The organism is Nocardioides marmoriginsengisoli, assembly GCF_003725695.1.
In the GTDB taxonomy this organism is placed as follows: Bacteria; Actinomycetota; Actinomycetes; order Propionibacteriales; family Nocardioidaceae; genus Marmoricola; species Marmoricola marmoriginsengisoli.
In genome coordinates this window covers 99,096-116,349 of sequence record NZ_RJSE01000005.1, presented here as the reverse complement: position 1 = coordinate 116,349, position 17,254 = coordinate 99,096, and the positions used below count along the sequence as shown (strand labels likewise).

At 69.3% G+C, this 17,254-nt stretch carries 19 protein-coding genes and 4 tRNA genes; 15 read left to right on the top strand and 8 right to left on the bottom strand.

Annotated elements, in window-relative coordinates; all coding sequences use genetic code 11:
• The first annotated feature begins 6 nt into the window (after positions 1-6).
• The 6 genes from EFK50_RS06435 (at position 7) to EFK50_RS06410 (ending at position 4,903) form a co-directional block, all read left to right on the top strand.
• Complete coding sequence (locus EFK50_RS06435; RefSeq protein ID WP_123226742.1) at positions 7-1,335, top strand: cation:dicarboxylate symporter family transporter; 1,329 nt, start codon at positions 7-9, stop codon at positions 1,333-1,335.
• 81 nt (positions 1,336-1,416) lie between these two features.
• Complete coding sequence (locus tag EFK50_RS06430; RefSeq protein WP_246004065.1) at positions 1,417-2,409, top strand: YihY/virulence factor BrkB family protein; 993 nt, start codon at positions 1,417-1,419, stop codon at positions 2,407-2,409.
• 42 nt (positions 2,410-2,451) lie between these two features.
• Positions 2,452-2,715: a hypothetical protein gene (locus EFK50_RS06425; protein WP_148046072.1), complete on the top strand. Its 264-nt coding sequence runs from the start codon at positions 2,452-2,454 to the stop codon at positions 2,713-2,715.
• A gap of 55 nt (positions 2,716-2,770) precedes the next feature.
• Positions 2,771-3,121: a hypothetical protein gene (locus EFK50_RS06420; RefSeq protein WP_148046071.1), complete on the top strand. Its 351-nt coding sequence runs from the start codon at positions 2,771-2,773 to the stop codon at positions 3,119-3,121.
• Positions 3,122-3,130: 9 nt separating this feature from the next.
• Positions 3,131-4,222, top strand: a complete 1,092-nt coding sequence (locus EFK50_RS06415; RefSeq protein WP_123226739.1) for a potassium channel family protein — start codon at positions 3,131-3,133, stop codon at positions 4,220-4,222.
• A 126-nt stretch (positions 4,223-4,348) separates the two neighbouring features.
• Positions 4,349-4,903 (top strand): hypothetical protein, encoded by a 555-nt coding sequence (locus tag EFK50_RS06410; protein WP_123226738.1) that lies wholly within the window; start codon positions 4,349-4,351, stop codon positions 4,901-4,903.
• Between the two features lie 10 nt (positions 4,904-4,913).
• On the opposite strand, the gene EFK50_RS06405 is transcribed toward EFK50_RS06410, so the two are convergent.
• The 4 genes from EFK50_RS06405 to EFK50_RS06390 form a co-directional block, all read right to left on the bottom strand.
• The gene (locus EFK50_RS06405) at positions 4,914-5,897 is read right to left on the bottom strand and encodes a hypothetical protein (RefSeq protein WP_123226737.1); all 984 of its coding nucleotides are present in this window, start codon (positions 5,895-5,897) and stop codon (positions 4,914-4,916) included.
• Between the two features lie 79 nt (positions 5,898-5,976).
• Positions 5,977-6,051, bottom strand: a tRNA-Val gene (locus EFK50_RS06400).
• A 24-nt stretch (positions 6,052-6,075) separates the two neighbouring features.
• Positions 6,076-6,146, bottom strand: a tRNA-Cys gene (locus tag EFK50_RS06395).
• A 25-nt stretch (positions 6,147-6,171) separates the two neighbouring features.
• A tRNA-Gly gene (locus EFK50_RS06390) sits at positions 6,172-6,244 on the bottom strand.
• A 115-nt stretch (positions 6,245-6,359) separates the two neighbouring features.
• Between EFK50_RS06390 and EFK50_RS06385 the strand changes: the two genes are divergently transcribed.
• Positions 6,360-7,181 (top strand): aminotransferase class IV, encoded by an 822-nt coding sequence (locus EFK50_RS06385; RefSeq protein ID WP_123226736.1) that lies wholly within the window; start codon positions 6,360-6,362, stop codon positions 7,179-7,181.
• Positions 7,182-7,191: 10 nt separating this feature from the next.
• On the opposite strand, the gene EFK50_RS06380 is transcribed toward EFK50_RS06385, so the two are convergent.
• The gene (locus tag EFK50_RS06380; protein WP_123226735.1) at positions 7,192-7,632 is read right to left on the bottom strand and encodes an SsgA family sporulation/cell division regulator; all 441 of its coding nucleotides are present in this window, start codon (positions 7,630-7,632) and stop codon (positions 7,192-7,194) included.
• Positions 7,633-7,911: 279 nt separating this feature from the next.
• Between EFK50_RS06380 and EFK50_RS06375 the strand changes: the two genes are divergently transcribed.
• The 6 genes from EFK50_RS06375 to EFK50_RS06350 all read left to right on the top strand — a co-directional run bounded on the left by EFK50_RS06375 (position 7,912) and on the right by EFK50_RS06350 (position 12,757).
• Entirely contained in the window at positions 7,912-8,325 is a 414-nt protein-coding gene (locus EFK50_RS06375; protein WP_221177303.1) for a PGPGW domain-containing protein, read from the top strand.
• A 64-nt stretch (positions 8,326-8,389) separates the two neighbouring features.
• A tRNA-Val gene (locus EFK50_RS06370) sits at positions 8,390-8,464 on the top strand.
• A 132-nt stretch (positions 8,465-8,596) separates the two neighbouring features.
• The gene (locus EFK50_RS06365) at positions 8,597-9,679 is read left to right on the top strand and encodes an NAD(P)H-dependent amine dehydrogenase family protein (protein ID WP_123226734.1); all 1,083 of its coding nucleotides are present in this window, start codon (positions 8,597-8,599) and stop codon (positions 9,677-9,679) included.
• Positions 9,676-10,158 carry a carboxymuconolactone decarboxylase family protein gene (locus tag EFK50_RS06360; protein WP_123226733.1) on the top strand — a complete coding sequence of 161 codons (483 nt, stop codon included), beginning with the start codon at positions 9,676-9,678 and terminating at the stop codon, positions 10,156-10,158. The genes EFK50_RS06365 and EFK50_RS06360 overlap by 4 nt, the downstream gene beginning before the upstream one ends.
• Positions 10,159-10,226: 68 nt before the next feature.
• Complete coding sequence (thrS, locus tag EFK50_RS06355; RefSeq protein WP_123226732.1) at positions 10,227-12,215, top strand: threonine--tRNA ligase; 1,989 nt, start codon at positions 10,227-10,229, stop codon at positions 12,213-12,215.
• Entirely contained in the window at positions 12,212-12,757 is a 546-nt protein-coding gene (locus tag EFK50_RS06350) for an HIT family protein (protein WP_246004064.1), read from the top strand. Before thrS ends, EFK50_RS06350 begins: the two co-directional genes overlap by 4 nt.
• Here the strand turns inward: EFK50_RS06350 and EFK50_RS06345 are convergent.
• Positions 12,754-13,353, bottom strand: coding sequence for a sortase domain-containing protein (locus EFK50_RS06345; RefSeq protein ID WP_123226731.1), 600 nt, complete (start codon positions 13,351-13,353; stop codon positions 12,754-12,756). The genes EFK50_RS06350 and EFK50_RS06345 overlap by 4 nt on opposite strands.
• A 71-nt stretch (positions 13,354-13,424) precedes the next feature.
• Positions 13,425-15,059 carry a sigma-70 family RNA polymerase sigma factor gene (locus EFK50_RS06340; RefSeq protein ID WP_123226730.1) on the bottom strand — a complete coding sequence of 545 codons (1,635 nt, stop codon included), beginning with the start codon at positions 15,057-15,059 and terminating at the stop codon, positions 13,425-13,427.
• Positions 15,060-15,247: 188 nt separating this feature from the next.
• Between EFK50_RS06340 and pgsA the strand changes: the two genes are divergently transcribed.
• Complete coding sequence (pgsA, locus tag EFK50_RS06335) at positions 15,248-15,901, top strand: phosphatidylinositol phosphate synthase (RefSeq protein WP_123226729.1); 654 nt, start codon at positions 15,248-15,250, stop codon at positions 15,899-15,901.
• Positions 15,902-15,904: 3 nt separating this feature from the next.
• Here pgsA and EFK50_RS06330 read toward each other — a convergent pair whose 3' ends face one another.
• On the bottom strand, positions 15,905-16,543 hold the full coding sequence (locus tag EFK50_RS06330; RefSeq protein ID WP_123226728.1) for a pentapeptide repeat-containing protein: 639 nt from the start codon (positions 16,541-16,543) through the stop codon (positions 15,905-15,907).
• 108 nt (positions 16,544-16,651) lie between these two features.
• On the opposite strand from EFK50_RS06330, the gene EFK50_RS06325 reads away from it, so the two are divergent.
• Positions 16,652-17,254, top strand: a 603-nt coding sequence (locus EFK50_RS06325) for a beta/alpha barrel domain-containing protein (RefSeq protein ID WP_484213812.1), incomplete at its 3' end; no start/stop codon positions are given.

Here is a 17,254-nt window from a genome sequence, read left to right as displayed (position 1 = left end):
GGAACGATGTCCGCAACACTCGCGAAGCCCGACCGGACCCGCTACCTGTACGTCGCCGTGATCGCGGCCGTCGGGCTGGGGATCCTGACCGGGCTGGTCTTCCCGTCCTTCGCGGTCGAGCTCAAGCCGCTCGGCCAGGCGTTCGTCGGCCTGATCAAGATGATGATCCAGCCGGTGATCTTCTGCACGATCGTGCTCGGCGTCGGGTCGGTGCGCAGCGCCGCCCGGGTCGGGAAGGTCGGTGGCCTCGCCCTGGGCTACTTCCTGACGATGTCGACCGCGGCACTCGGCATCGGGCTCGTCGTCGGCAACCTGCTGCACCCGGGGTCGGGCCTGGACCTCTCCGAGAAGGTCGCCAGCGCCGGTGCCGCACAGGCGGCCGGCGCGCACAGCTCGACCAGCGAGTTCCTGCTCGGGATCGTCCCGGACTCGATGCTCTCCGCGCTGACGTCCGGTGACGTCCTCCAGACGCTGCTGATCGCGCTGCTGGTCGCGTTCGCGGTCCAGGCGATGGGACGTTCCGGCGCTCCCGTGCTGACCGCCGTCGGACATGCCCAGCGGCTGGTCTTCCGGGTGCTCTCGATGATCATGTGGGCCGCTCCGGTCGGCGCCTTCGGGGCGATGGCCGGCGTGGTGGGGGAGACCGGCGTCGACGCGCTGAAGAGCCTCGCGGTGCTGATGATCGGCTTCTACGTCACCTGCGCGCTCTTCGTCTTCCTGGTACTGGGCACGATCCTGAAGCTGGCGACCGGGGTGAACCTGTTCGCGCTGCTGCGCTACCTGGGCCGCGAGTTCCTGCTGATCGTGTCGACGTCCTCCTCGGAGTCGGCGCTGCCGCGGCTGATCGCGAAGATGGAGCACGCCGGGGTGGACAAGGCGACCGTGGGCGTCGTCGTACCGACCGGGTACTCGTTCAACCTCGACGGCACCGCGATCTACCTGACGATGGCATCGCTGTTCATCGCTACCGCGATGGGCAACCCGTTGTCGCTGGGGGAGCAGTTCTCGTTGCTGGTCTTCATGATGATCGCGTCCAAGGGCGCTGCCGGGGTGACCGGCGCCGGGATGGCGACGCTCGCCGGCGGCCTGAGCTCGCACCGGCCGGACCTGGTCGACGGCGTCGGCCTGATCGTCGGTATCGACCGGTTCATGTCGGAGGCGCGCGCGGTCACCAACTTCGCCGGCAACGCCGTGGCCACGGTCCTGGTCGGGCACTGGACCGGCGGTCTCGACCGGGGTCGCCTGGACAGCGTGCTCGCCGGGGCGGAGCCGTTCGACGAGACCACGATGCTCGACGACGACCACGAACCCGCACCGGAGCCGGTGCTGGTCTGATCCGACCACCGAGCGCGGCGTCCCGACCACGGGACGCCGCGCTGCGTGGTTCTCGACCGCGCGGGCCTTACGGTTGACCCCATGACCGCGCAGAGCAGCTCCACCCCTGCGCGCTCGCGGAAGTCCCGGTGGACCCTGACCAACGTCCGGCGGGCCCTCTGGCGGCTGATCGTCTCCACGGTCTCCACCTGCATGCGCAACCGGGTGACCGGGCTGGCGGCCGAGGCGGCCTTCTTCGCGATCTTGTCCCTGCCGCCGCTGGTCTTCGCGCTCGCGGGAACGATCGGCTACGTCTTCACGCAGTTCAGCAGCAGCCAGGTGGACGACGTCCGCAGCACCGTGCTCGACCTGGCCTCCCAGGCACTGACGCCGGACACGGTCCACAAGATCATCGAACCGACGCTCAACGACGTCCTCGCCGGCGGCCGGTACGACGTGATCTCGATCGGCTTCGTCCTGGCCCTGTGGTCCGGGTCGCGCGCGCTCAACGTCTTCGTCGACACGATCACGATCATGTACGGGCTAGGCGGCCACCGCGGGATCGTGCGGACCCGGGCGCTCTCCTTCCTGCTCTACGTCCTCGGGATGTTGACCGGCGTCCTGACCATCCCCCTGGTAGTCGCCGGTCCCGACCTCGTCGACCGGGCGCTGCCGGCGCGGATGGATTTCCTCAACGAGCTCTACTGGCCGACGGTGATCCTGCTCTGCGTCTGCTTCCTGGCGACGCTGTACCACGTGTCGGTGCCGGTTCGGACGAGCTGGCGCTACAACCTCCCGGGCGCCGTGTTCACGATGTTCTGCTGGATCTTCGGGTCGGCGCTGCTGCGCTGGGTGCTCGTCGGTACGGCGCAGGGCTCGACGTCCATCTACGGTCCGCTGGCGGCGCCGATCGCGGTGCTGCTCTGGCTCTACGTGCTCTCGATCGCGGTCCTGATCGGTGCCGCGCTGAACGCCTCGTTCGACCAGATCTGGCCGCAGAAGGAGACCAGTCGTGCCCGCTCGGAGCTGCGCCGGCGACTGAGCCTGGACGCGGTGCTGCCGTGGCGCAACCAGACCGACGATGAACCCGATTAATCCGGTGCGGGTGCTGCGCGAGCGCCGTAGATTGGGGCTGTGATGTCCGTTTCCCGAATCGACCCCTGGGTGGGTTGCGTGCTCGGTTGCGAGACCGGGATCGCGCGGGTGCTGACCGACGCCGGAGAGCTCCGGGCCAGCTACAGCGGAGGCATGCTCGGCCGGATCGCTCGGGACCGCCAGTGCGCCGCCGAACCGGGCGACTGGGTCGTGCTGCGGAGGTGGTCGGACAACCGGGTCACCATCGAGGACGTCTGGCAGCGCGACCGTCCGGTGGCGCCGGTGATCGCGCTGCGCCGCGCCTGACGCCGCCCGGGCCCCGCTGCCGGAGATCCCACCGCCCCCGTGACATGCTCTGCACGTGGGAAACGTGACTCTTCCGACCCCGGTCTTCGTGGCCGGCGGTGCACTCTGCCTGGTGGCCGGCTATCTGGTCGGTGCCGTCGCCGGTCCGAACACGCCGCAGCGCACCACGGCCACCGTCGAGAGCTTTGTGCCGAAGTCCTCGATGCTGTGCCTCTCCGGCGAATCGGTCGAGGACGAGCCGGGCACCGACGACGAGGGCCTGCTCTGCGGCACCTGGAGCCACTCGGCCGGTGCGACCGTGCCCCGCAAGGGGGACCGCTTCCGCTTCGTGTCGATGGACACCAGCGGTGTGAAGGGCGCCGACCCCAGCATCAAGACGGTCATCTACGGCACCGTGGTCGAGTAGCGACGCCCTGTGCCTGACATCGAGTCGAAGGTCGTCCCGGGGGTGCTCAAGCTCCCGGTCTCCACGCGCTCGCCGTGGTGGGAGCTCGGACGCCGGGTGCTCCTGGCGTTCGGGATCCTGGCGTTCACGGTCCTGATCGTCTACCTCGACCGCGGCAACTACCGCGACAGCGCGCACCCGGACGCGGACGGCATCACGCTGACCGACTCGATCTACTACACGACCGTCACCCTCAGCACGACCGGGTACGGCGACATCGCGCCGGTCTCGCCCGGAGCGCGGCTGGTGAACGCGTTCGTGATCACGCCGCTACGCATCGGGTTCCTGGTGCTCTTGATCGGCACGACCCTGGAGGTCCTCGCCAACCAGGGCCGAGAGATGTTCCGCAACGCCCGTTGGAGGAAGAACATGGAGCAGCACACCGTCGTGGTCGGCTACGGCACCAAGGGCCGGAGCGCGGTCGACACCCTGACCAAGAACGGTGTCGCCAAGGAGAGCGTCGTCATCGTCGACCCGAGCAGCGTCGCGCTCGGCGAGGCGCACGCGGACGGCTTCGCGGTGGTGACCGGTGACGCCAGCCGTCGGGAGGTGCTCCGCCGGGCCGGCGTCGAGCAGGCGAAGCAGGTCATCATCACCACGCCGCGCGACGACACCACCGTGCTCGCGACGTTGACGGTCCGTCAGCTCAACCCGGAGGCTTACATCGTCGCCGCGGTCCGGGAGCAGGACAACGTGCCGCTGGTCCGGCAGAGTGGCGCCGACGCCGTGGTCACGTCCTCGGACGCGGTCGGCCGGCTGGTCGGCCTCTCCTCGATCTCGCCGCCGCTGGCGTCGGTCCTCGAGGATCTGCTGACCTACGGCGAGGGCCTGGAGGTGGCGGAGCGGGAGCTGCTCGTCACCGAGGTCGGCAAGGCCCCCCAGTCGCTGCCCGACCAGGTGATCGCGGTGCTGCGCGACGAGAAGGTCTACCGGTACTACGACCCGACGGTCACCCAGCTGGCACGCGGCGACAAGCTCGTGGTGGTGCGGCCGTCGAAGGAGCTGCCGTGGGCCCCGCGGCCCGGCACGCACGGCGAGGCGCTGGCGGACGAGCAGGAGTAGCCAGGTGGGCTGGACCACCTGGTCCCACCAGTCACATCAGTCACCCTGAGCCACACGATCTCAACAGGATCCGGGCAGTTCAGAAATTCGCTTCGGGATGTCGGCAGCCGTGGCTAGCGTGGCGCCATGGCCGAGGTGATGAATACCGAGTCCCGGCCGCTGACCGGCACTCCAGCGGCCTCGACCGTCCCGACGCCGCGTTCGTCGCCGGAGAACGGCGCGAACCGGCGGCACCGCGCGCCCACGCTCGGCGAGCTCATCGAGAACGCGATCACGATCATCCGGCGCGACTCGCTCGGCCCCAGCGGCTTCCTCGTGGTCCAGAGCAAGGGCACCGCCAAGCACCAGCACTCGGTCTGGGAGCTAGGCCCGTTCGCCCTGCTCGACGACGGCTGGTTCGGGCAGGTGCACGGCCGGGAGAGCTCGAGCGACCAGTCCTCGCGGTGGCTGCACAAGCACGAGCGCAAGTGCCGCGAGCAGCACTGGACCCAGTTCCACTGGATCGACCCTGCGATGCTCGACGTCGGCTGCGGCGCCGCGAACATCGGGCTGGCACTCAGCTCCGACGGTCCGACGTACTGCCCGGGTCAGCGGCGCGGCGAACCGCACCCGACCCACATCCCGCTGGTCGACATCTTCAAGCAGGGCCTGCGCAAGCTCGCGCTCGAGCAGCGCGGCTGACTGAGACCTCTCAGCCGAAGTAGTTCTTCGCGTACGCGTAGCCGTTGACGAAGCCGACCGACATGAACGCCCCCGCGGAGCACGCCTTGTACTCGCGGAACTCGATCACCTGGTCGTCGAACACGGTGTAGCTGGACTGCTTGCCGGCGTTGTGCAGCTTCTTCGCGACGGTCGCCATCGAGTCGCCGTACGCCTCCGGCTCGTCGAAGTCGTACCTGACGGACTGGAACTCGGCGAGGGTGGCGCAGGTGCGCGGCTTGGCGCCCTGGCGGATGAGCAGCTTCTGCGTGCGCGACGCGCTCCGCGTCTTGCCGTAGGCGACCTTGCGCGTGGTGTTCACGACGATCTGACCGGGCCCGTAGAGGTCGTCGGGGACCGCAGCGGGGAGGGACACCTGCTCGCCGACGAGCTGGCTCCTGTCCATCGCGAAGACGGTCTGGTAGGTGCTGCCGTCCCAGGCGTCGTGGACCTGGTAGTTCTGGTCGCCCAGGTCGGTGACCGTCGTCGGGAGGTAGAAGTGGTCGGTGACCTGGTCTGCCGACTGGCAGTCGAGGTTGACCAGGAACGGCGTGCTCTCGTCGAACGGGTCGCTGAGGCCGTCGATGACGCAGGACGCGTTGACCTTGGTGCCGGCCTTGGCCCGCAGTACGTCGCCGTTGCGGACCTCGCGGGTGACCACGTTGCGGTAGGCGCGGTACTTCGCGGTCGTCGTGACCGAGTACTTGCCGGGCCGGAGGGCCGCCGACGTGGCGTTGCGCCGGACGACCCTGCCGTTCTTCTTGATGGTGAAGCGCTTCGACGTGACCAGCACCTTGCCGCGCGTCGTCACCCGGGGAACGGTGACCCGTGCCGTCTTGCCGTACGGGGCAGTACGGGTGGGGATCGTGCCGATGGAGACGCCGGGGGTGGCCGTAGGCGCGGCTGTCGCCGTCTCGACGGCGACCGGAGGCAGGAGGGCAAGGACGAGGGCGGTGACGATCAGGGTGCGCTTCACGCGCGAAACCTATCGGCTGGCCCCGACGCAACGACAAACGGCCCCCGTTCCGCATCTCTGCAGATCAGGGGCCGTTCGGTGGTGGGCGATACTGGGTTTGAACCAGTGACCTCTTCCGTGTCAGGGAAGCGCGCTACCGCTGCGCCAATCGCCCTAGGTGAAACTGTGCTGCTGTTCGAGGTGGGTACGGGATTTGAACCCGTGTAGACGGATTTGCAGTCCGTTGCCTCGCCTCTCGGCCAACCCACCGTGGAGGTTCGGCTGTACTACTCCGAGCGGACAACGAGACTCGAACTCGCGACCTCAACCTTGGCAAGGTTGCGCTCTACCAACTGAGCTATGTCCGCCTGCACTTTCCGGCGGACCGGAGGTGCGAAGAGAACATTAGCGGACTCCAACGCAGGGTCCAATTCGACCCCCTCCGTCGGCGAGTTCGCCAGGCGCAGCGCCTAGGCTGAGCGCATGCGCGTCTGGTTCAACGGATCAGTTCTGAACGACCCGGCCGAGGCTGCGATCCGGGTCGACGACCACGGGCTGACAGTCGGGGACGGCGTCTTCGAAGCGGTGAAGATCGTGAACGGGCAGCCGTTCGCGCTGACCCGCCACCTGGACCGGTTGACCGGCTCGGCTGCGGGCCTCGGACTGCCGGCACCCGACCTGGACGAGATCCGTACGGCGATCAAGGCGGTCACCGCCGGCCAGGACCTGGCGCTGGGGCGGCTCCGGGTCACCTGGACCGCCGGACCGGCTCCCATGGGCTCGGGGCGCGGTGGCGGCCCGCCGTCCCTCGTGGTGGTCGCCGCGCCGATGGTGCCCGCGGAGGCCTCCACGGTCGCCGTACGAGTGCCGTGGGTGCGCAACGAGCGCAGCCCGGTCGCCGGACTCAAGACGACGTCGTACGCCGAGAACGTGGTCGCGCTCGCCTACGCCCGCGAGCGCGGCGCCACCGAGGCGATCTTCGGCAACACCCTCGGCAACGTCTGTGAGGGGACCGGTTCCAACCTCTGCTACGTGATCGACGGCGAGGCACGGACCCCGACGCTGGCGTCGGGCTGCCTGGCCGGCGTCACCCGCGCGCTCGTGCTCCAGTGGTGCGGTGTCGTCGAGGTCGACGAGCCGATGTCGGTGCTCGACGACGCCGACGAGTTGTTCCTGGTCTCGACCACCCGCGACGTGCAGGCGATCCGCCGCCTCGACGACCGCGAGCTGCCGTCGCCGGGGCCGGTGACCGCAGCGGCGATGGCAGCGTGGGCTGCCGGCGAAGCTCAGGGGATCGATCCCTAGGGACGAGCGCTCAGGAGCGGAACAGCTCGGCGAGCTCGCTGTCGAAGTCGACCAGGTCGGCCTCGGCGCCCTGGGGGACCGAGGCGAGCATGCGCTGGATGAAGGCCGAGATCGGCCGCGAGGAGACCTGGATCAGCACCTCGCCGCTGGGGGAGTTGAGCTCCAGGATCACCACCGCGTTGCCGGTGGACGAGAGGCAGGGCCAGACGTGGACGTCGCCGTCGCCGGTGGGCTCGTAGAAGCCCTCGACCAGCAGATCGCGGGCGAACGTCCACCGCACCGGGACCGGCTCACCGTGGAACAGGATGCTCACGGCGTACGGATCGGTCGGATTGAACTCGAACGACGCCTCCAGCGGCGTCGAGGTCCCCTCGGTGTCGACGAACGCCATCTGCATTGCTTCGGTGACGACCTGGGGAGCCCCCAGGATCAGCTTGAGATCCTTGTGCATCGGACTTGCCTCTTTCAGGTGGCCGCATCTGATGGAACAAGCCCTCCCGCAAGTTCCCAGTGCGACCACCCGAGGGTGTGGCACCGGTCACGCGGTTGGCAAGGCGAAGAGGCTTAAATAGGTGCTTTACGGTCAACTGGTCTACGAAAATCACGCTGGTGGTCTAGTTCAGGTGTCGATCGGTCTAGACCGGGAATCGTGCGAGATGAACAGCGCTTTGGCAGGCTGTGGCGTGTGACCACGCCACCCCCCGAAAGTCCCGAGGAACAGTCCCGCTGGATGCGCCTCCACGGCCACCTCCACCGCAACCGCGCGATGTCGGCGACCACCAAGGTGGTCGTGACGCTGGTGGGAGTCGCGGTGCTGACCGCGGGCCTGATCATGATGGTCACTCCCGGGCCCGGCCTGGTCGGGATCGCCGCCGGTCTGGCCATCCTCGCCACCGAGTGGGACTGGGCTGACCGCTGGCTCCAGGTCGCCCGGCGCAAGCTCGACGAGGCGCTGGAGGGGGAGACCGAGGAGGACACCCGCAAGCGTCGTCGGCGCGCGTTGATCACCACCGTGATCACCGTGGGGACGGCGCTGATCATCTCCGTGTACGTCGCGCTCAAGGACTGGCCCGGCTGGTCGATCGACGTCTGGGACCGGGCGCAGTCGATGATCGGCTTCCTGCCCGACCTGCCCGGGATGTGAGCCGGCGGAGTCCCCGATGTGAAACCCGGGACTCCGATGGGCTAGTGTTTCCCGCGCACTGCACGGGCGATTGGCGCAGTGGTAGCGCGCTTCGTTCACACCGAAGAGGTCACTGGTTCGAACCCAGTATCGCCCACCAGTAGAGAAGGCCCGGTCACACTGCTGACCGGGCCTTTTGCTGTCCCGGAGCCCAGCTGAAGGCGCCTTCAAATAGTCGGCAATGTGCTAGAACGTGTTCCACTTTTGGGCGAAACCTGCCTAGAGTCCCCTCATGATCTCCACCGTCGTCTGGGGCACCGGCAATGTCGGACGGCTCGCCATCCGGGCTGTCGAGGCGCACCCCGCGCTCGAGCTGACCGGAGTCCTCGTGCACAACCCGGAGAAGGTCGGCCGGGACGCCGGCGTTCTCGCCGGGATGGATCGCGAGCTCGGCGTCGCCGCGACCGATGACGTCGCGGCGCTGCTCGCCGCTGGTCCGCAGGCCGTCGTGTACGCGGCGTCCGGGGACATCCGTCCGGACGACGCCCTTGCCGACGTCGCCCGTGCGATCGCGGCCGGCGCCGTGGTGGTGACCCCCGCGCTCTACGCCCTCTACGACCAGCGCAACGCCCCCGCCGAGGTGCGCGACCCGATCGTCGCGGCCGTGGCCGCCGGGGGCGGGTCGCTGTTCGCGTCCGGGGTGGACCCGGGGTGGGGCAACGACGTCCTGCCGGTGCTGATCAGCGGACTCGGCACCGACGTCGACGTGATCCGGTGCCAGGAGATCTTCGACTACACGACGTACGACCAGGAGGACTCGGTCCGGTTCCTGGTCGGCATGGGCCAGCCGATGGAGTACGACGCCCCGATGATCGCGGCGACGGTCCCGACGATGGTCTGGGGCGGCCAGGTCCGGATGATCGCGCGTGCGCTGGAGGTCGAGCTCGACGAGATCCGCGAGGTCGTCGAGCGGCGGCCGCTGGACACGACCGTCAGCACCGCGACGATGGGCGACTTCGAGGCCGGCACCCAGGGCGCCATCCGGTTCGAGGTCCAGGGCATTGTCGACGGCGAGCCGCTGATCGTCGTCGAGCACGTCACCCGGATCCACGCCTCCTGCGCTCCCGACTGGCCGCTGCCGCCGACCGGCGACGGAGCCCACCGCGTGATCATCGAGGGCAACCCCCGGATCGAGGTCAGTGTCGAGGCGACCGACGAGAAGGACAACCGCGCCGAAGGGGGCAACGCGACCGCGGTCGGCCGCCTCGTCGGCGCCATCGACTGGCTCGTCGCGGCCGAACCCGGCCTGTACGACGCCTTGGACATCCCGCTGCGACCCGCAGTCGGCAAGCTCGGACGAAGGAGCAGGGCATGAGGATCGACATTCCCGAGGGCAAGGACCCGATCAACTACGTCTGGGGCGAGATGGTCCCCGGCATCGGCATCGCGGCGTCGATGTTCGCGATGGCCGTCTACGAGCACTCGACGCTCGGCCTGCGCGAGTTCGAAGCCGCACGCCTGACGATCGCGAACGTCAACGGCTGCCTGTTCTGCCTGGACTGGCGCACCGAGCGCGACGGCGAGAAGGTCGAGGAGGAGTTCGCCGAGGCGGTCACGAACTGGCGGACCACGGACCGCTTCGACGAGCGCACCCGGCTGGCCGCGGAGTTCGCGCTGCTCTACGCGACCGACCACCACGCCATCGACGACGCCTTCTGGGACCGGATGTTCGAGCACTACACCCAGACCGAGACCGTCGAGCTGAGCATGTGCATCGGGTCCTGGATGGGCTTCGGCCGGCTCAACCGGATCTACGGGCTCGACGCCGCCTGCGTGCTGCCCTCTCACCAGTAACCCGTGCGACCGGGGCGGGCGTCCGCCGATAGCATCGGCGAGTACATCCACCACCTCGAGGAGCACCTGTGTCCGACGTACTCGTCACCGTAGTCAGCCCGGCCGGACAGGCGGAGCAGACGGTGACTGCCGGCACCCGTGCCTGGGAGCTCTTCAAGGACGTTCCGGACGTGATCGCCGCGCGGGTCGGCGGTGCGCTCAAGGACCTCGCCTACGAGCTGATCGCGGGCGACGAGGTCGAGGGCGTGCTGATCGACAGCGCCGACGGACGCGACATCTTGCGGCACTCCACGGCGCACGTGCTGGCCCAGGCCGTCCAGGACCTGTACCCGGACGCCAAGCTCGGGATCGGGCCGCCGGTGGAGAACGGCTTCTACTACGACTTCGACGTCGAGACCCCGTTCGTCCCCGAGGACCTCGCCAAGATCGAGACCCGGATGCGGAAGATCATCAAGGAGAACCAGAAGTTCTCCCGCCGGGTCACCACCGACGACGACGCCCGGGCCGAGCTGGCCGACGAGCCGTACAAGCTCGAGCTGATCGGCTTGAAGGGGTCGGCCGCGGACGCCGCCGAGGGCGCCGGCGCCGAGGTCGGGGCCGGCGAGCTCACCATCTACGACAACCTCGACCGCAACGGCGAGATCGCCTGGAAGGACCTCTGCCGCGGGCCGCACCTGCCCACCACGAAGCGGATCCCGGCGTTCAAGCTGATGCGCAGTGCGGCGGCGTACTGGCGCGGCGACGAGAAGAACAAGCAGCTCCAGCGCATCTACGGCACCGCCTGGGAGACCAAGGAAGCCCTCGACGAGCACCTGCACCGGATCGAGGAGGCCGAGCGCCGCGACCACCGCAAGCTCGGCCGCGACCTGGACCTCTACAGCTTCCCCGACGAGATCGGCTCCGGCCTCCCGGTCTTCCACCCCAAGGGCGGGGTGATCAAGCGGGAGATGGAGGACTACGTCCGTCGCCGTCACATCGAGGAGGGCTTCGAGTACGTCGGTACGCCGCACATCGCCAAGGAGGGGCTGTTCTACACCTCCGGGCACCTGCCGTACTACGGCGAGGGGATGTTCCCGGCGCTCGACCTCGACGGCATGGACTACCGCCTCAAGGCGATGAACTGCCCGATGCACAACCTGATCTTCCGCTCCCGGCAGCGCTCCTACCGTGAGCTGCCGTTGCGGCTCTTCGAGTTCGGGCACGTGTACCGCAACGAGAAGTCCGGCGTCATCCACGGCCTGACCCGGGTCCGCGGCTTCGCGCAGGACGACTCGCACTCCTACGTCACCCCGGAGCAGGCGCCCGACGAGATCCGGCACCTGCTGAACTTCGTGCTCAGCTTGCTGCGCGACTTCGGGCTCGACGACTTCTACCTGGAGCTCTCGACGCGCGACGACTCCAAGCCCGACAAGTTCATCGGCTCCGACGAGGAGTGGGAGATCGCGACCAAGGTGCTCGAGGACGTCTGCGTCGAGACCGGTCTCGAGCTGGTCCCCGACCCCGGCGGCGCGGCGTACTACGGACCGAAGGTCTCGGTGCAGGCGCGCGACGCGATCGGCCGCACCTGGCAGATGTCGACGATCCAGTACGACTTCAACATGCCCTCGGGTCCGCGCTTCAACCTCGAGTACGTCGCCTCGGACGGCACCCGCCAGCAGCCGGTGATGATCCACTCCGCCAAGTTCGGCTCCATCGAGCGGTTCATGGGCGTCCTCGTCGAGCACTACGCCGGCGCCTTCCCTCCGTGGCTCGCCCCGGTGCAGGTGCAGGCGATCCCGGTCGCCGACACCTTCGCGGACTACCTGTACGACGTCGCCAAGAAGATGAAGGCGCTCGGCCTCCGCGTCGAGGTCGACGACTCGGACGACCGGATGCAGAAGAAGATCCGAAACGCCCAGCTCCAGAAGGTGCCGTTCATGCTGATCGCCGGCGCGGACGACGTCGAGGCGGGCGCGGTCTCGTTCCGCTACCGCGACGGTCGCCAGGACAACGGCGTCCCGATCGACGAGGCGATCGCCCGGGTGGCGCAGGCGGTCGCGGACCGGGTGCAGGTGTGACCGCACCCGAGGAGCACCTCCACCAGGACGGGCTCGGCGAGGACGACCACCTCGACCGGCTCTGGACCCCGCACCGGATGGCGTACATCCGCGGGGAGAACAAGCCGGAGAACGACTCCGAGGGGGAGTGTCCGTTCTGCCGGATCCCCGGTCTCGACGACGAGGCCGGGCTGATCGTGCACCGCGGCGAGACGGCGTACGTCGTCCTGAACCTGTACCCGTACAACTCCGGGCACCTGCTGGTCTGCCCGTTCCGGCACGTCGCCGACTACACCGAGCTGACCGCGGCCGAGACGGTCGAGGTGGCCGGGCTCACCCAGACCGCGATGCGGACCATCCGCGCCGTCAGCGGTGCCCAGGGCTTCAACCTCGGCATGAACCAGGGTCCGATCGCGGGAGCCGGGATCGCCGCGCACCTGCACCAGCACGTGGTCCCGCGGTGGTCCGGCGACGCGAACTTCATGCCGGTGATCGGGCGCACCAAGCCGCTGCCGCAGCTGCTCACCGAGACCCGCCAGCTGCTCGCCGACGCCTGGAGCTAACTCGCCAGGTGCGCGTAGACGACGGTGTTCTCCGGGTACATCCGGGTCACCGGGTCGGGCTTCCCGCCGCAGGTGATCAGCCGGAGCAGGGCCTGGTCGGAACGCTTCCAGATCCGCTGGGCAGGCAGGGCTTCCTTCTTGGACTGCTCGACCGAGTCGACGACGAACACCGAGGCACCGTCGGTACGACGAACCGTCACCCGGTCGCCCGGGACCAGCCGGTGGAGGTCGGCGAAGACGTCGTCGCCGGCGGGTCCGTGGACGTGCGCGACGATCACCGCCGGCCCGCGTGCTCCCGGACGCGGCCCGAGGTCGTACCAGCCGGCGTCGCCGAAGTCGGGGGTCTGCATCGCGCCGTCCTGCTTCAGGCCGACGCCGTGCAGGGCCTCGTCGACCTTGATCTTGCCGATCAGCACCCGGGTGGGCCGGCCGACCTGGCGCGGGGCGGGCCGGGCGCTCGGGGCGACTGCCGGAGCGGGTGCAGCGGGGGACGCGACCGCGGCGGGAACGGGCGCTGCCGGGGTCTCGCTGCCGCACCCGGTCAGGGCGATGCCGCAGGCCGCGGCCAGGACGATGGTGCGGAGCAGGTGCTTCACGACGGACCTCCGGTGTCGGGTGCGGGACACGGGTAGGAGGCGCGAGGAGCCGGTTTCTTACAACTTCCGGGTCAGCCGGGGCAGGGATTCACGTCGAGCTTGCGCGTCACGGTCGTGGTGTTGCCGCGAGCGTCCCTGGCGACGACCTTCAAGGTGTAGGTCCCGCCGGTGCTGATCGGGTCGATCGTGGCCCGGTAGCGCCCGGCACTAAGGCTCATCGCGCTGGTGCCGGAGAGCGGACCGCTCCAGGTCAGCCGGACGCTGGAGATCCGGCTCTCGTCACGGACGGTGACGCTGACCGGAAGGGTGCAGGACGGGTTCGCCGGCGTACCGATCGCGCCGACGACCGGGTCGTGCTCCTCGACCAGCGAGACCCGCACCGCGACCGAACCGGCGTCCGAGGTGATCCGAACGGTCCCGGAGGTGGTGCCCTCCGGGAGCCCGTCGCGGTTCGCCCGGACGGTGATCGCGGTGGACTCGTCGCCGTCGAGAGCGCCGGAGTCCCGCGAGACGCTCAGCCAGCGGGCGTTCTCGGAGACCGTGAAGGTGAGCGGCAGGTCGCCGTCGTTGCCGACGGTGAGCGTGGAGCGGCTGGCGGTGCGCCCCAGGCTGATCGACCTGGTCGAGGTGGTCAGGGCGGCCGCCGCCTGGGTCGCGGTGGGGCCGGCCGACGGGGAGGCGGAGGCGCTCGACGGGGTCTCGGTCGGCGTGGGGTCGGTCGACGTGGGCGGCGCGCTGGTCGTGGCCGTCGGCGTCGGGTCGGCAGCCGTCGGTGACGCCGGGTCGCCGTCCGGCCACAGCAACGCACCCCCGCCGATCAGCACCACGGCGGCGGTCGCGGCCACCGCGGCGGTCCGCGGCTTGATGCTCCGCCCCGGCGCCGCGCCGGCGGAGACCTGCTCGCCCGGTGCGGCATACGCGACCAGCTGGGTGTCGTTGAGCACCCGGTCTCGGAGCGCGACCGGTGCGGCGAAGATCGGGACGCCGGCGAGCAGCATCCACGGGCTCACCATCTTCTTGCGGCGCTCGCCGCAGATGTCGCAACCCTCGACGTGCCGGGCCACCCGCTTGCGGATCAGCGGGGAGTAGGAGCCGTCCCAGTCGGTCAGCAGGGTGTCGAGCTCCGCGCAGTCGTCACGACCGAGGCGGGCGATCAGCAGCGCCCCCAGCGACTTGTCGACCTGGGCGCGCAGGCGGTTCAGCATCACGTACGCGTTCGCCGCGCTGACGCCCATCGCCTCGCCGAGCTCGGCGCCCTCGAGCCCCTGGCGCAGGTGCAGGTCCAGGATCGCGCGGTCGCGGTCGGCGAGGCCGGCGGCGGCGTCCCAGACGAGCTTCTGGAGCGCGGCCGTCTCGGCGGACTGCTCGGGGGTGGCGGCGGCGTCAGGCATCTGGACCAACTGCTCGTCGTCGCCGTAGGAGACCCGTTTCCGGGCCTTGAGCCGGCGCAGGCACTCGCTGCGCACGATCGCGTAGAGCCAGGGCCGGAGCCGGTCCGGTTCGCGGAGCTGCACCAGGCGCTCGGCGAAGAGCACGAACGAGTCCGCCACCGCGTCCGCGGCATCCTCGCGGTGCCGGAGCATCGAGTAGGCGAAGTCGTACAACCGCGGTCCGTAGCGGTCGTAGACGGTCGCGAACGCCTCCCGGTCCGCCTGGAGCACCCGGGCGACGAGCTCGGCGTCGGTCTGCCCTTCCGAGGAGGTCACGCTCGGATCCTAGAGCGCACGGGGTGCCTGTGCGCGGTCGTCGTGGCATGTCGGGTTCCTCCTCCCGGTCGGTCGTCGTACCGGTAGGAGGCGGCGGGATCGGGGATCTAACAGTTTTCGGCGGCGGAATTCTGCTCCGCGTGGCCGTGTCCGGCACCCGGCGCCGGATTGGATAGCCTGCAGCCACCATGCTTGAGAGATTCCGACAGTTCTGGACCAACGTCTGGGCGCCGCTGGCCAACCTTTTCCTCCGCTGGGGGATCAGCCCCAACACGGTGACCTTCGTCGGCACCGTCGGCGTCGTCGCCGGTGCGGTGATCTTCTTCCCGCAGGGCAAGCTGCTCGCCGGCGTCCTGTTCATCACCGCGTTCGTGTTCAGCGACATCATGGACGGCTACATGGCGCGCGCCAGCGGCAAGTCCTCGACGTTCGGCGCGTTCTGGGACTCGACCCTGGACCGGATCGGTGACGCCGCGATCTTCGGCGGGCTGGCGATGTACTACGTCGGGCCGGGAGACAACGACTGGCTCGCGGCTTTGGCGATCTACTGCCTGTCGATGGGCTCGGTGACGTCGTACGCGCGTGCGCGCGCCGAGTCGCTCAACATGCAGGCGAAGGTCGGCATCGCCGAGCGGGCGGACCGGCTGGTCTTCGTGCTCGTGACCACCGGCGTGGCCGACCTGATCAACATCCTCGGCGGCGGTGAGGACTGGCTGATCGCGGTGCCGATCATCCTGGGCCTGCTCGCCGTCGCGAACACCGTGACGGTGATCCAGCGGGTGCTCGTCGTCCGGGCGCAGGCGATCGCGATCGACGCGGCGCGCGACGAAGCCGAGTCCTGAGCGCTACGCGTCCCGGACCGCCGGGTACGGCGACACCACCAGGCCGAGCGCCTCGGCGATGACCACCGTCTGATCGAGGTCGATCACGGCCCTGCCCATCGAGACGGTGAGCGGGTCCAGGGTCGAGAGGTCCGAGCCGCGCAGGTCGGCTTCGGCGAGGTCGGCCTTCTGCAGCCACGCCCCGCCCAGATCGACGTGGTTCAGCAGCGCTCCGGAGAGCCTGGCCCCGGTGAGGTCCGCCTCGCGCAGGCCGACGTCCCGCCACACCGTCTTGCGCAGGTCCGCTCCGGGGAGGCCTACGAACGCCCAGTTCCCGCCCTGAACGGTGAGCGCCCCGAAGCGGCAGCGGTCGAACATGCTGCCGGTCAGCTTGCACCCGGTGAACCGGGCGCCGAAGAACGACGAGCGGGTGAAGGTGCAGTTCAGGAACGCCGTGTCGGTGAACGATGCCGCGTTGAAGTCGACGTCCCGGAAGGTGCACTCGTCGAACGTCGCGCCGGTCGCGGTCACCTCGGTGAGGTCGACGTCCCGGAACGCGACCCTGGTGAAGGCGCGGCCGGAGAGGTCCTCGCGATCCCACACCTCGTGAGTGATCTCCGAGTCCGTGGGCGGAGCCTGGATGCCGTGCTTGCGATCCGCCATCGGACCAGCATTACCTGCGGCACCGACAAGCACGATGCCGGGGTGCCCTGGTGTTCCAGGCTCTGACCCTCGGTGTGAGCCGGCCGCGCGCGGACGTAAACTCGGAACATGGCTTCGGACACTTCCTTCACCCCTGACAGCACTCCCAGCAGCACCGGTACCTCGCGCGTGAAGCGTGGGATGGCGGAGATGTTGAAGGGCGGGGTGATCATGGATGTCGTCAACGCCGAGCAGGCGAAGATCGCCGAGGACGCCGGTGCGGTCGCAGTGATGGCGCTCGAGCGCGTTCCTGCTGATATCCGTGCCCAGGGCGGGGTCTCGCGGATGAGTGATCCGGACATGATCGACGGCATCGTGGAGGCGGTCTCGATCCCGGTGATGGCCAAGGCCCGGATCGGGCACTTCGCCGAGGCCCAGATCCTGCAGTCCCTCGGTGTGGACTACATCGATGAGTCCGAGGTGTTGACCCCGGCTGATTATGCGAATCACATCGACAAGTGGGCCTTCACGGTCCCGTTCGTGTGCGGGGCGACGAATCTGGGTGAGGCGTTGCGGCGGATCACCGAGGGTGCGGCGATGATCCGTTCCAAGGGCGAGGCCGGGACCGGGGATGTGTCGAACGCGGTGACGCACATGCGCACGATCCGCGGCGAGATCCGCCGGCTGGGTGCGCTGCACGACGACGAGCTGTACGTGGCGGCCAAGGAGCTC